Origin of the sequence: Rothia aeria (assembly GCF_016726365.1) — a bacterium.
In the GTDB taxonomy this organism is placed as follows: domain Bacteria; phylum Actinomycetota; class Actinomycetes; order Actinomycetales; family Micrococcaceae; genus Rothia; species Rothia aeria.
This window is the reverse complement of the sequence record NZ_CP068102.1, coordinates 2006096-2019277: the sequence shown is the minus strand read 5'-3', so window position 1 is coordinate 2019277 and position 13182 is coordinate 2006096. Positions and strand designations below refer to the sequence as shown.

Sequence of the window (13182 nt, the reverse complement as noted above, 5' to 3'; positions counted from 1 at the left end):
GACAATCGATGCGTGAAGATGAATCCCCCTCCCCCGCACAACCGTGCCTCGGCGCTATTTGGGCGCAGACCGATGCGGGTATTATTGGGCGCGACGGCACCATGCCCTGGCGTGCCCCCGAAGACCTTGCGCATTTCAAAACCGTCACCATGGGTAAGCCCGTCATCATGGGGCGGCGCACCTGGGAGTCTTTTCCACCGCGTTTTCGACCGTTGCCTGAGCGCACCAATATCGTCATCAGTCGCAGTATTACGGGCGATTCAGCCGCGCCTCTTAAACGCGATGGCGCGCTTTGGGTTCCGTCGCTGGATGCGGCTCTCACCCTCGCGGGCAACACGCCTTTAACGCCCAACACTACCCAGCACTCAGATGCGGCACATCAGCGAGTTACTGCCTGGATCATTGGCGGCGGCTCAGTCTATGCGGAGGCGCTTTCCCGCGAGGATTTACCTTCCTTTGGTCGCGTCGAGATTATCGAACGCACCTTCTTCTATTGTCAGGAAGGTAACGAGATTACGGGTGATACCTACGCCCCCGAACTCGCGGTAGAAGGATTTGTGGCTGCGGACGAACCGGTGCGATGGCGCATCCTGGGTGAAAGCGCTTGGGAGAAGAGCGAGCGCGGCTACCTGCTGGATGCTTCGGGCGGGAAAAATCCCATGTACTACTCGTTTCAGACCTTAGCCCGCCTCTGATGTACCTGGCGCGGAAATTCCCTACAACAACGTTCGCCTGTGCGAACGGCAAAGTGTAGTCTCGTTTGTCTGAGGTACATTCGTTCACCTCGCAACGTCTTACACCACAGCTCATCACGCTCCTCACACTTCACCTGGTCTTTCCCCATACTGACTAGGGGTTATGACGCTGTTCCACGCGATATGTGGCACACGGGGTAGACTAGAAATTATGAATTTTAATCCCGGTGACTCAGTAGGTTTTGTAGGTTGGCGCGGCATGGTTGGTTCCGTGTTGATGAAGCGCATGCTTGAAGAGAGCGATTTCAACGATATTCCTCCCGTTTTTTTCACAACCTCCAATGTGGGCGGTGAAGCCCCCACCTTCGACGGCACGCTTGAACCTTCTACGCTGAAGGATGCGTACGATCTGAATGAGCTTCGCCAGCATAAGATTATTGTGACCGCACAGGGCGGTGACTACACGAAAGAGGTTCACCCGAAGCTGCGCGAGTCCGGCTGGGAGGGCCTGTGGATTGATGCCGCTTCTGCCCTGCGCATGAACGATGATGCCATTATCGTGCTTGACCCAATTAACCGTGATGTGATTGACCGCGGGCTCGAATCCGGTGTGAAAGATTTTATTGGTGGCAACTGCACCGTCTCATGCCTCCTCATGGGGCTGGGCGGCCTCTTCAAACAGGGTCTGGTGGAATGGACCACCTCGATGACCTATCAGGCGGCTTCGGGAGGCGGCGCCCGTCATATGCGCGAGGTTCTGGGGCAGTTCCGCGACCTCGGTAATGAGGTGTCTGCCGAGCTTAACGATCCGGCAGCGGCGATCCTGGAGATTGACCGTAAGGTGCTCGCTAAGCAGCGTTCGGGTGAGCTGGATACCGCGCAGTTCGGGGTTCCGCTTTCCGGCTCGCTGATCCCGTGGATTGACTCTGACCTGGGCAATGGGCAGTCCCGCGAGGAATGGAAGTCTGATGCCGAGACCAATAAAATTTTGGGTCTTGAGGGCGATAACCGTGTGATAATGGACGGCTTGTGTGTGCGTATCGCGGCCATGCGTTCGCATTCTCAGGCGCTCACCATGAAGCTGACCGAAGACCTGCCGGTTGCCGAGATTGAGCGCATTATCGCTGAAGATAACCAGTGGGCCCAGGTGGTGCCGAATACTAAGGATGCCACGATGGAGGGGCTGACTCCGGTCGCCGCTTCCGGCTCGCTGAATATTCCGGTGGGGCGCATCCGCAAGTTGGCGATGGGTCCGCAGTACATTAGTGCTTTCACGGTGGGCGACCAGCTGCTGTGGGGTGCCGCCGAGCCGGTGCGCCGCATGCTCAAGATCGCGGTTGGAAAGCTCTAAAGTAGCCTTCTCAAAGTATTCGTGGGCGCGGTGCCGTGTAAACGGTACCGCGCCCACTCATATTGAGTTTGCCCCCCAGATCGCAGGCAATGAAACGTTATGTACTGTGCCGCGCACACCAGCTGCGCTCTTCCCTACCGGGTACAAGAGCATGCTCACTAGTTTTCCCGCCACACAGCAAAGGCACGTTAGTGGTTAGGTAACGTGCCTTCGGGTTGGTTAGGGTTATGCTTGCCTGCGGGCCTCTGTTTTGCGGGCTTTACGTTCGGCGTGCCGTTCTTTGAACCAGTGCCAGATACGCAGCACCAGCCGTTTAAGCCGTTGGTTCAGGTGATGCGCCCACGCGAACTCGGTTCCCCAGATTCCCAGGCCAATAAAGATAAACAGCCAGCCGGGGCCGGGGGTCACCAGCATGATCAGCCCTGCGATGAGGCAGAAGCCGCCCACGCCGATCACAAGCGGCTTGTACAGGTGGCGCATTACCGGGTGGGCGTGCATGCGGGCTTTTTTCTTCTCTAACCAGCGGTGGAACCGGCTGGTTTCGCTTTCTTTGACTTCGTCCTCGATGGTTTTCACGGTGCGTCACCTTCTTTCCAGCAGTGAGGGAGTATGCCGGGCGGCGCACACGGCATTGAAGTAAGACTATCATCGGCGCCTGTGAGTACGCTAGGAAAGGGGCGCAGCAGCCGTGCTCCAGGATAGACGACGAGCGGTGCCCGGAATAGGGGTGTTGTTTCTTCACTCGCTTTTTTACGGCCTGGTTTCCTTTTCGCTGTCTGAGAGTGTGCGGGCTGCTAAACCTATGAACAAATGGTGATATGCAATACAAGTTACCCTTTCTGGGCGCACCAACACCCGCAAGGTAGTAGTATACAAACCATCTAAAATAAGGCGCATCCGCTGGTTTTACCACTTCCGGGGTAAAAACTGCCCCGTTACGCGCCGCGCATCTTCCGGGAAGGAACCACGCAATGAGCGTCTACAGATCCGTGAGTATCACCCTCGCTGATGATATAAACCGCACGGGCGTGTTCCGCCCATATCCTGCCGTGTTCAGCACCCGGTAAAACCCGACCCCGTTATCAGCATATTCAGCGCAGAAAACCAAAAATCACGCAGCGCACAGGCACGCAGCTAGAAGGAAAACTATGGACACAGCCGATTACGACACCGGTTTCACCACAGAATTCACCGCGTGGACGGTACCCCCTGAACTGGCCGTATACCCGTGGGATGATGCGCATCCTGCAGACCGGCTTAAGCCCGGGGTGATCAGTGTTCATACGCCCGGGCGGGGCTGTTATGAGCTGTACCTTGACCCCATGCCCCGCCCCGACAGGCCGGGAGTGTGCCGTACCCATGCCAGAAGTGGGAAGCTGTACCCGTTGGGCGAAGGCGAACGGTGGGCGCATGATGTGAGTATCGAATGGCACAGCCCCACCGACGACGATATGGCCATCATAGCGTTAGGTGACACCGTTTTCTGGGACGAGCACCGCAACGGGGTGTACACCATCGCCTATATTGGGCGGGATATGAACCTGTGGTGGGACGTGCGTGACGAAAACCCGCGCAGGATGGCGTTTATACAAGCCATAGTGGAGGCGCTACACCGCAGCATGCAAGCCAGCCCCACACTGAGTGTCCCACCTAAGAGCAAAAGCTAGCTGCCAGCCGTGCCGAAGGTGCTCCGCCCGGGGTAATCTACCGCTCCTATCTTTACTGAGCACGCCTTACTGCTGATTGCGTTGCGTGCGGAGCACCCAAGGGTTTTCCCAGTCGCAAAGGGTATCCTAAGAGGCGTGGGACGCCAGGGTGGCACGCCCCGCAATAATGCGTTTTCTTCCACTGCCGGGCGAGAGCACAAACCCCTAAGCCCCCTAACCAACCGCACAGCCCCACGAATCTTTCGCGGGCACAGCACGACCCGAGGGAACTATGACCGACCGCACCTATACTGTGACTTTTACGCCTTGGCCTATCACGGTGTATCACGCCGAACGGATCCGCGCCTCTCAGAGGCCGTGGGAACGCATCATACCGGGCGAATTCCACATTAGCTGTTCCAATGGTGAACAGTCATGGCTTTTTCTGAACTGGGATAACCAAGTTGAGCCGACCCAATACAGCGACTATCGAGTGGATTTCACCACCGATCCCACCACGGCCCGTATCACCAGCAGCTTCACTATCATGTTCGATATGCGCCGTGAGGGGATGCGCCTTCAGGCGGTGAGTAACCTCATGTGGGAGCCATATGCTTACGATGAGGAGGGCGTGATCGCTGAGGCCGCTATCGGCCCCGACCTTGAGTTCACCTGGACGGTACGTGATAGGCTGCCCGAACGCGCCCGACTGATTGAGGCAATTTTCGAGAGCGTGTATTCCAGCTTCCACGTGACCCCGGTGGTGCTCGCCGAAGGCCACCATTTCTATAAGGAGCAGACCCTCAGCACGGGTGAGCAAGCGCTGGAAGAGATCCACCTGTGTGTGAACAGCAGCATTACGCGCCTGTTCATTACCGACAGCTGGGATGTTGAAGAACCCGAGGGCAAACGCGTCACCGGCGGGTACGCAGCCACCATTATGAACCACGGCGGGTATGACGGTGTGCTCACCTGGAGCACCCCCGAGGATGCACGCTACACGTTCGCACCCGATATTGTGCCGTATGAAGCTCCGCTCAGCGGCGATGCGCTGCCCCAGAAGATACAGGCGATTCTGCCGTACCTGCCAGCCGCCCCGGGTGCGTCCCTCACCGAGCATGGAACGGGTGAACAGTAACCGTGGCCTCTTCTCCTTCCGTGCACTTCATCCCTTGGCCTGTGGCTGGCCCGCAAAGAATTAGTGAGGGCACGCCGTTGGGGGCGCATCCAGCTCTGCACCTGAAGCCCGGGCTACTCACCCTCACAGCAGGCGGCAGCGCGCACAGTTTATTCCTGGTGCCGCCCGCGTTTACCCCGGAGCACCCGTATGGTTTCAGCGCTGAGGCCACACCAATCATCCTGCCGGATGAGCCCGAGCCGCAGGGCATGTGCTTCCATTTCACGGCCGATGAGAGCCAGCTGCTGGTTCGTGTGTGTGGTTCCTCCCTGTGGGAGCAAGAAACGCATTATGCAACCGCCGCCATAGACCGCGCCCTGAAGCTCATATGGGCTAAACGCGACACGAATACAGAGCGCATGGCCTGTATTGAGGCAGCCGTGACAGCGATACATCAGGGGATGCTCACCGACCCGCACCTTCTTGGCCCCGGTGAGTACGCTAGGGTGGGCTCCCCCGACGGGTTCATTTCATACCACTTGCATTCGGCTGCTGCGCCCGGGCGGATTACCCGTGTTCTTGAGGTGGACCAGCGCTACGGCAACCCCGAGCGTCGCACGGTGACGGAGTACTGCGCGCACGTACTGCCCGATCATGGGTGCCTGGTGTGGCAGGTGGCGGCTGAGGATGCCCGCTACTGGTCAGATGCCATGAGCCCTCTCTTTGATGCTCCGCTGACTGGGGAGCAGATTCCCGAGTTTGTGCGGGAAATCCTGCCGTATCTGCCGTCTGCACCGATCGCTTGCGAATATCCGCAGCCGCCGCAGGTCACCGACTACAGGGTGACGTTCACGCCGTGGCCGGTGGCTGCTGCGCAGGCGGAGCGCATGAGCGCGGCACCGGATCTGTGGGGACACCTGGTGCCGGGCGAGCTGAGCGTGGAACGTGCAGACGGTAAACCTGAAAACCTGAGCCTGTATATGGCCGTTGATGATGCCCACACCCTGGTGCCTGGCTGTTTCTTCCAGGTCCCGCCCGAGCTTCCTGAGGACCCCGCAGGAGGTCTCGCCTTCTCTTTTCGCCGTACCGCGCAGCATGGGGAACTATTACTGGTGGCAAGCGCCGCTGAGACCGTATGGTCCCCCAACGGGGTGGGAGAGATCGCGGTGGCACGCCTTGATTCGTCACTGAACCTCACCTGGGAGGTGCGGGATACGGTTCCGGGCCGAGCCGAACTGATTGAGGCCGTGTTTGAGGTGATGCACACCATCCCCGGCACGGTGCCGCCAATAGTCCCTGAGGGAGAGTGCCTGCACCTGCCTCATAGGTTCGATGTGGCTGAGGAGTTCGGCACCTACCATTATTGCCATGACGGGGTGATGGTGCGCGCATTTATGGTGGGGGCTGGCTGGGTGGACGGTGATGTGCAGCTATACCAGGCGCAGGTACAAACCACCGACGGGACGGGTGTGCTCGTGTGGGGCACCGGTTCCTATGGTGCCCGGTACTGGAAGGCGCCGGGGCATCAGGCGTATTTCCCGCCGCTGACCGGCGATGAGATTCCTGCCCCCGTGCGGGCACTGAGTGCGCACCTACCGCCAGCGGGCAGCGAGTAGCCGCCTAAGGATTCTGCGCATTAGCGGAATTCTGCACCCTGAGAACATATACAATACAGCCAGCTAATCATGCGTTATAACGCTATATGAAAGGAATAAGCAGAGCATGACCGACGACCTTTTTCTGACCGAGTTCATCCCCTGGCCCGTGCCCGCCGGGTGGGTTCAGCGGCAGCAGCAGTTTAAGCATCCGGCGGCGCGCCTTATCCCCGGGGAGCTGCACATTCCCTTTGCCTGGGAGGAAGGGGTGGAAAGCGGCGAGAAGGGTTGCATCTTGCGGTACCAGGTGGTTTGGGAAGGGCTCACCCCGGACATGTTTGAGAATGGCAACCGGTGGGGCTTCCCGTACCGTGCGGGGTACCTGTCGGTATTTCCGTTCTCACAGGCCGCCGACGATGGGCTCATTTTCGGGATGGATATTACCGAAACTGAGCTGCATCTGACCGCTGAACAGGATAATTATTTCTGGTCCCCGCAAGAGGGCCCCGACTATGAAGAATGGGCTAAAACCAGCCTTCTTGCCCGGGTGCGTATCGGTGAGGATATGACCCCGGTGTGGGAGGTGCATGATACGAACCCGTATCGCCGCCGCTACCTTGAGAACGTGCTGGGTGCACTGGTGGAGAGCCTGTCGCTGACCCCGGTTGAGCTTGCTGAGGGTGAGGCACACCTGGTGGAGGATTCTGAGTACGACTGGGGTGGTCCCGTAGGCTCTCTGCATTACGCCACTACCCTGGTGGCCGATAGGTTCAGCGAAGGCGGCTGCACGCGTGTTGAGAAGCCGCAGATGCTTCGGCTTGTGGCCTGTATGCACCCGATTGGTATTGGTGCACCGGACCCAGTGTATGTGGCACAGTTTTTTAACACTGCGGAACCGGAGTATCTGGCGTGGAGCACTGGCGAGGATGCCCGCTACTGGCCGAAGGAATTGAGCCCGGCGGCTTTTCCTCCGCTGACGGGTGAGGACCTTCCGGAGCATATTCGGCAGCTCATTGCGCATCTGCCGCTAGTACAAGACGCATAAACCACTGCGTTGAGCCGTGTGCTGCGGGCCGTAATGCACGGCCAGCAACACACATTCCTATACACAATTTGTATTTTTATACTTTAAGGGAGCGATATATACCGTAGAGGATTAATGATTACTCTCAAATAATTCGACAGGTTTAAAGATATATACGTAAAAATACTCTAAAATTATTCAGGAATATGGCAGAAAAACGGGCCGCTCTAAGCTATCATATATGCATAACTATTTAGGGCATGACACCAATCACCACACCGATAAATAACCCGTTATAGGAACACATGTGAATAGCTTCCCGTACACCATACAATTCACACCCTGGCCAGTCACCGACGAATATAAAGTCTTCTACACCGCCCCCGAACCCGGGGCGCATCCGGCGGAGTACCTGCAGCCTGGCGTGCTGCGCATCGCACACACAAGAATCAGCGACCCCACCCACGAACTGTACCTGGTGCCGCCCATATTCACGCCCAATCACGATGCTGACTTCGTGGGGTACCTGCACAGCCCCGACGCTGACCAGTGGGCACCCGACATTGAGTTCAAATACTTTGCAAGAGGCGGCGAACTGATGATTCGTGCCCGAAGCCGCCTGCACTGGGACGACCCGGCCGTGAGCCGCTTCGCCCTAGCCAGTATTGATGCGCAGCTTAACCTGCATTGGGAGCAGCGGGATGAGAACCCGCGCCGCCGGGACTACACCGAGGCCGTCATCGGCGCCCTGCATAAGAGTATGCGCCACCCCGCCCGCACCATAGCCGACGGGCAGTGCGTGGCTGTGCGCTCCCCCGACGGTGAGGCGTCCTCGTATCATCTGCGGGAAGGTAACGATATTATTCGGGTCATTAACATTACCGAATACTCCAACAGCCAGACCCGCAACGCGAAAGCCGGGTACTATGGGCGGGTGCTGAGCTACTTTGAGGAGGACACGGCCCTGGCATGGCACGCCGCCGAGCAGGATGCACGGTGCTGGCCGTACGGCATGAACCCGCTGTTTGATACTCCGCTCACCGGCAGCGATATTCCGGAGTGGCATGTGCAGCCCATTCTGCGGCATCTGCCTGATTCGTCGATCCGCAGGCAGCGCGTGGGGTAGCTGCGCCTATAGCGCCAGCAGAGGGTATCGGTTCGGGCAGAGGATATTTTCTCCTCCGGTGAGACAAATATCCTCTGCTCGCGTATATAGTATAGGGTTACTATAGATGCTAAAGTCAGCGGCACAGGGTGCCGCGGCACACCAACCACCTGCCCAAGACGCCAGTTACAAATACAGTGTCTGTCACCTCGTAAAGGATCACCCGTGAGCGAGTATTCCTACACCATAACGTACGTTCCGTGGCCCCTAGCCGCTTCCTCAAACGCCGGTGTACATCCGGCCTCGCGACTGTTCCCCGGAATTTTCACGATTGACCGGGCGCTAACCGATGAAGGCCCCCATAAGGGCGGCGGCACCGTCGAGGTGGATTATGAATTCGTAGACTATTTCTTCTTTAACCCTCCCGCGTATAACCCGCTGAACCCCAAGAATTTTCGGGGGTTCTCAAATGAGGGCGCCTACGATTTTGAGGACCAGGAACTATTCTTTGAGTACTCTGCCGACTCCGAGAACCTGTATATTGCGGCTGTCAGCGACACCGGCGACGACCGGGTGTGCTACGTGCGGGGCCGAATCGAGCCCACCCTCAAAGTGGTGTGGGAAATCCGCAGCGACGACCCGGAGTTTATGGAATTCATGGCCGCCATACTGGATGCGGTGCGCACCAGCCTGGGGGTGACCCCGCCGCATCTGAGCGAGGGCGAAATGATGGAGGTGACGGGCACCATTGAGCGCGTTGAACCTATTGTTGGAGCCTCATACCATACGGTAGCCGGGGGCGTGGTGGTGCGTTTTGTGAATGTGGAATTCGTGCCGCACCACCCCCTCACGCAGGCCGCATCGTATTTTGCCAAGGTGGTGGGGCGCGGGGTGCCCAGTGGGAGCGTAGTGTGGAGCGGCCCACGTCGTGTAGTGTTCTGGGAAGGTGCCGACGATGACGGTGATAACCCTCTGCACGGCAAGAGTATTCCTGCCCCGGTGAATTATGCGGTAAAACGCCTGCCCGTTGTGGAGGGCGCTTAAACGCGCGGTTTTCCAGTCTGGGCTGGGCGTAATATTTCTTCACTATTGACGGTTTTTACCCGCAAATTGGGAGGGTGCTTACCTTCACACACTATGTTTGAGTCATAAACACCCTAACCTGGTGTATGCTGAGATACGAAGAAAATATCGCACCAAAGGTATCCACCATGAAAACCGCTGCAACAGCAGAATCCCCCGCCACACGTAACCTCTCACAACGTCTCGAATCCCTGCCCTTCACCCGCAAACATACCAAGCTCCTGGGCGTCACCGGTATCGGCTGGGCGCTCGACGCCATGGATGTTGGGCTGATCTCCTTCATCATGGCGGCACTGACCAAACAGTGGTCGCTCTCCCCCACCGAAACAAGCTGGTTAGGCTCCATTGGCTTTTTGGGTATGGCTCTGGGCGCCACCGTCGGCGGGCTTCTCGCCGACCGTTTTGGACGACGCTACATTTTCGCCGCAACGCTGCTCATCTACGGTTTGGCGACGGGCGCATCCGCACTCGCCGGTTCACTGGCCGTTTTGATGGTTTTCCGGTTTATTGTGGGGCTGGGGCTCGGGGCTGAGCTGCCGGTCGCATCCACGTTGATGTCGGAATTTTCGCCGCGCGCTATTCGTGGGCGTGTGGTCGTTATTTTGGAGGCGTTTTGGGCGCTCGGATGGATTCTTGCGGCGCTTATCGGCACCTTTGTTGTGCCGAACCCAAACGGCTGGCGGTGGGCGCTTGCCATCGGCGTGATCCCGGCACTGTATTCGCTGATTATTCGCTGGGGAACACCCGAATCCGTGCGGTTCTTAGAGTCGAAAGGGCGCACTGACGAGGCAGAACGAGTGGTTGCCGAGTTTGAGAGCTCTGCGGCCCTCAGCACATGTGCTCACGCGGATGAAACCAACCGTGACAATGCACCTGAGACCCCTGCCAACGATGCCCAGGAGGCAACCTCCATCTGGTCGGCTCCGCTGCGTAAACGCACGCTGGCGCTGTGTACCGTATGGTTCTGCATTAACCTCTCGTACTACGGGGCGTTTATCTGGATACCCTCGCTGCTGAGCGCACAGGGTTTCAGCCTAGTGAAGTCCTTCGCGTTTACCCTGATTATGACCTTGGCGCAGCTGCCCGGCTATGCAGTGGCCGCCTACCTGATTGAGAAGTGGGGGCGCCGAGCCACCCTCGCCGTATTTTTAGCTGGTTCAGCAGGCGCGGCGGTATGCTACGGCCTCTCACATTCGGATTTCTACATTATCCTCAGCGGGTGCTTCCTCTCGTTCTTCAACCTGGGCGCATGGGGCGCACTCTACGCCATCAGCCCGGAAGTATTCCCCACCCGACTGCGCGGCACCGGCACCGGCACGGCGGCCGGACTGGGGCGCATCGCCTCGATTCTGGCGCCGCTTATCGTTCCGCCGCTCATCTCTTTCGGCGGCACCGGAGTACTGTTCGCTGTTTTCGCGGCGGCATTCCTTCTGGCGGCGGTTACTACCTTCGCGCTGCCCGAAAAGCGCGGGAAATCGCTCTAGCTGCTAAAACCTTCAACACAGGAATGATGTGAAGCATAGTGTGCCGAGAAGGTGGGAATCTCTCACCTTCTCGGCTTTTTTCTTTGTTTATCAGGTGCTCGTGGAGTCGCAGAAGACATAGGGTGCATAATCTGCGGGGCACGCCGCAGGCACACACTATGAGGTGCTGACGTATTTCCAGGTGCCGATACGTTATGATGGCTAAACATCGCGTGTTACCGCCTCATTAATGTGTACAGGGTGGGGCTCAGTGCGTATCTCAGGTGAGATAGAACGGTCTAGACATCAACCTCAAGGAGCGCGGCATGGCAGAAACCCCCGCAGTCACCTATATTCCCTGGCCAATTGCCCACACGCCCGCGCCGCTTGAGAACGGTGAACCGGTCGCAGGCAGGCATCCTGCTGAGTATCTGGGACCCGGGGTGCTGCACTATATCGGTTCGGAATTTCACCTGATGGCGGAGCTGAACCCCCAACCTTTCGACCCCGAAAACCCGCATCGGTTTAGGGGTGAACTGGTGCATCGGTACACGTATTTCTCAGGCAATATCACGTTTAGTTTCAAAGCTGATGAGGATTATCTTTACTTCACGGCGCACGTTTTTCTGGCCTGGCAAGAGCCCTCTGACCGCACGTACGCGCGCGCCCGGGTGGATCGTAATTTCGCTTTTCACTGGGAGCAGCACGATGATGACCCGCAGCGTTCGGTCTATATTGAGGCGGTCTTCATGGCACTGTACCGCAGCCTCAGCGTTGAGCATACGGCGCTTGAGGACGGTGAGTTCCTAGACCTGAACGAAGACACGTGTTACTCATACCATATGCGCCAGGGTGACAATATTACTCGGCTGGCGTACGTTACCGACTACAGTTCTCGAACATACCTTGACGTGACGACCGACTACCGGGCAACGGTTTTGAGCTACTGCCACCCTCCGGCTCAGCTGGCGTGGAGCGTTCCAACCGAAGATGCGCGCTACACATTCGAACATACCGATCCCCTCATCTATCCTCCGGACACGGGCGAGGATATTCCCGAGTATGTGCGCCGCATACTCCCCCATCTGCCGACAGCGCCCTACCGGCAAGCCGCCCGTTCCTACCCGCCCGCCTCAGAGTATGGTGCGGTCTTTACGCACTGGCCTATGACGGTTCAGCAGGGTGAGGGTATTCGTGGCACCCAGTATCCGTGGCAGAAGCTCGTTTCCGGGGAGTTTTTAATTCAAAGCCCGCAAAGCGTCCCCTTCAGAATGTATCTGGACGCCTGCGAACCCGATTGGGATTCCATGAAGGGCGACCGCCAAGTCTACGCCGAGCTAATGCCCATCTCGGGGATTATGCCTAACTTGAATCATGCGCGGCCCTGGTTTGGCGTAGATTTTACGCTCGTCATGCGCCGCTGGAATAACCGTTTGGTGTTTGTGGCGGAGCATCTGACCCCGTGGCGTGCCACCGATTGGGAGGTGTGCGCCGTCGCGATCCTAGATGCGGAAGGAAACCTGGTCTGGGAGCTTCGCGATGATGTTGCTGGGCGCGGCTCCTATATCGAGGCACTGGTGGGGCATATTGTGGATTCTCTGGGAACCGAGCCGCCCGTGCTCGCCCCGGGCGAAGGCAAGGTTCTCTACGACCAGGACGGCCAGGTCTCTTCCGTGCACGTCAATACGGGTGAAGCCATGCTGCGGGCGCTCATCACGCGTATCTGGTACGGGGTAAACCCGACGACCGGTGAGAGGGCACCGTACCTGTATGAGGCGCGGGTCAAAGATCAGTTTGATGAGGATTCCAGGGGCGGGTTCAGCACGATCGCCTGGAGCTCACCCGAGAAGTTCTACTACTGGAGCTGGGATCGGGTGCCCGGGTTCGTGCCTGCGGTAACCGACCCCGAGATTCTGCGCCGCGACGAGGTGGATCTGCTGATTCCGCATCTTCCGGGTGCCCCCGGCGTACCCTCACAGGAGAATGAAGGCGATGCAGCGGTGCCGTGGTTTTACGAGGCTTCAGGTGCTGTTTCTGACAATCCTGAGCCGTAAACGCGGGCAACAAAAGCTACGCCGAGAACTCGACCCAGATTTTTACCAT

At 58.2% G+C, this 13182-nt stretch carries 11 protein-coding genes; 10 read left to right on the top strand and 1 reads right to left on the bottom strand.

Annotation, left to right across the window (positions count from 1 at the left end):
- Window positions 1-8 precede the first annotated feature (8 nt).
- Window positions 9-695 carry a dihydrofolate reductase gene (locus tag I6I94_RS08815; RefSeq protein WP_128088072.1) on the top strand — a complete coding sequence of 229 codons (687 nt, stop codon included), beginning with the start codon at window positions 9-11 and terminating at the stop codon, window positions 693-695.
- Window positions 696-906: 211 nt separating this feature from the next.
- Entirely contained in the window at window positions 907-2046 is a 1140-nt protein-coding gene (asd, locus tag I6I94_RS08810) for an aspartate-semialdehyde dehydrogenase (protein WP_201620624.1), read from the top strand.
- Window positions 2047-2271: 225 nt separating this feature from the next.
- Here asd and I6I94_RS08805 read toward each other — a convergent pair whose 3' ends face one another.
- Window positions 2272-2622, bottom strand: coding sequence for a TIGR02611 family protein (locus I6I94_RS08805; protein ID WP_006887688.1), 351 nt, complete (start codon window positions 2620-2622; stop codon window positions 2272-2274).
- A 572-nt stretch (window positions 2623-3194) separates the two neighbouring features.
- Between I6I94_RS08805 and I6I94_RS08800 the strand changes: the two genes are divergently transcribed.
- The 8 genes from I6I94_RS08800 to I6I94_RS08765 all read left to right on the top strand — a co-directional run bounded on the left by I6I94_RS08800 (window position 3195) and on the right by I6I94_RS08765 (window position 13133).
- Complete coding sequence (locus I6I94_RS08800; RefSeq protein ID WP_128088073.1) at window positions 3195-3713, top strand: hypothetical protein; 519 nt, start codon at window positions 3195-3197, stop codon at window positions 3711-3713.
- Between the two features lie 271 nt (window positions 3714-3984).
- On the top strand, window positions 3985-4830 hold the full coding sequence (locus tag I6I94_RS08795; protein WP_128088074.1) for a hypothetical protein: 846 nt from the start codon (window positions 3985-3987) through the stop codon (window positions 4828-4830).
- A gap of 2 nt (window positions 4831-4832) precedes the next feature.
- Window positions 4833-6425 carry a hypothetical protein gene (locus I6I94_RS08790; protein WP_128088075.1) on the top strand — a complete coding sequence of 531 codons (1593 nt, stop codon included), beginning with the start codon at window positions 4833-4835 and terminating at the stop codon, window positions 6423-6425.
- A gap of 106 nt (window positions 6426-6531) precedes the next feature.
- The gene (locus I6I94_RS08785; RefSeq protein ID WP_128088076.1) at window positions 6532-7449 is read left to right on the top strand and encodes a hypothetical protein; all 918 of its coding nucleotides are present in this window, start codon (window positions 6532-6534) and stop codon (window positions 7447-7449) included.
- Window positions 7450-7735: 286 nt separating this feature from the next.
- Window positions 7736-8554, top strand: coding sequence for a hypothetical protein (locus I6I94_RS08780; RefSeq protein WP_094757522.1), 819 nt, complete (start codon window positions 7736-7738; stop codon window positions 8552-8554).
- A 204-nt stretch (window positions 8555-8758) separates the two neighbouring features.
- Entirely contained in the window at window positions 8759-9577 is an 819-nt protein-coding gene (locus I6I94_RS08775) for a hypothetical protein (RefSeq protein ID WP_201620623.1), read from the top strand.
- A gap of 167 nt (window positions 9578-9744) precedes the next feature.
- On the top strand, window positions 9745-11100 hold the full coding sequence (locus I6I94_RS08770) for an MFS transporter (protein WP_201620622.1): 1356 nt from the start codon (window positions 9745-9747) through the stop codon (window positions 11098-11100).
- A gap of 305 nt (window positions 11101-11405) precedes the next feature.
- On the top strand, window positions 11406-13133 hold the full coding sequence (locus tag I6I94_RS08765) for a hypothetical protein (protein WP_128088079.1): 1728 nt from the start codon (window positions 11406-11408) through the stop codon (window positions 13131-13133).
- The last annotated feature ends 49 nt before the right edge of the window (window positions 13134-13182 follow it).

What these genes read in the sequence shown, in the direction of transcription:
- I6I94_RS08770 (WP_201620622.1), top strand. Translation starts at nt 9,745, where the DNA reads ATGAAAACCGCTGCAACAGCAGAATCCCCCGCCACACGTAACCTCTCA.
- I6I94_RS08765 (WP_128088079.1), top strand. Translation starts at nt 11,406, where the DNA reads ATGGCAGAAACCCCCGCAGTCACCTATATTCCCTGGCCAATTGCCCAC.
- I6I94_RS08800 (WP_128088073.1), top strand. Translation starts at nt 3,195, where the DNA reads ATGGACACAGCCGATTACGACACCGGTTTCACCACAGAATTCACCGCG.
- I6I94_RS08795 (WP_128088074.1), top strand. Translation starts at nt 3,985, where the DNA reads ATGACCGACCGCACCTATACTGTGACTTTTACGCCTTGGCCTATCACG.
- I6I94_RS08785 (WP_128088076.1), top strand. Translation starts at nt 6,532, where the DNA reads ATGACCGACGACCTTTTTCTGACCGAGTTCATCCCCTGGCCCGTGCCC.
- I6I94_RS08815 (WP_128088072.1), top strand. Translation starts at nt 9, where the DNA reads ATGCGTGAAGATGAATCCCCCTCCCCCGCACAACCGTGCCTCGGCGCT.
- asd (WP_201620624.1), top strand. Translation starts at nt 907, where the DNA reads ATGAATTTTAATCCCGGTGACTCAGTAGGTTTTGTAGGTTGGCGCGGC.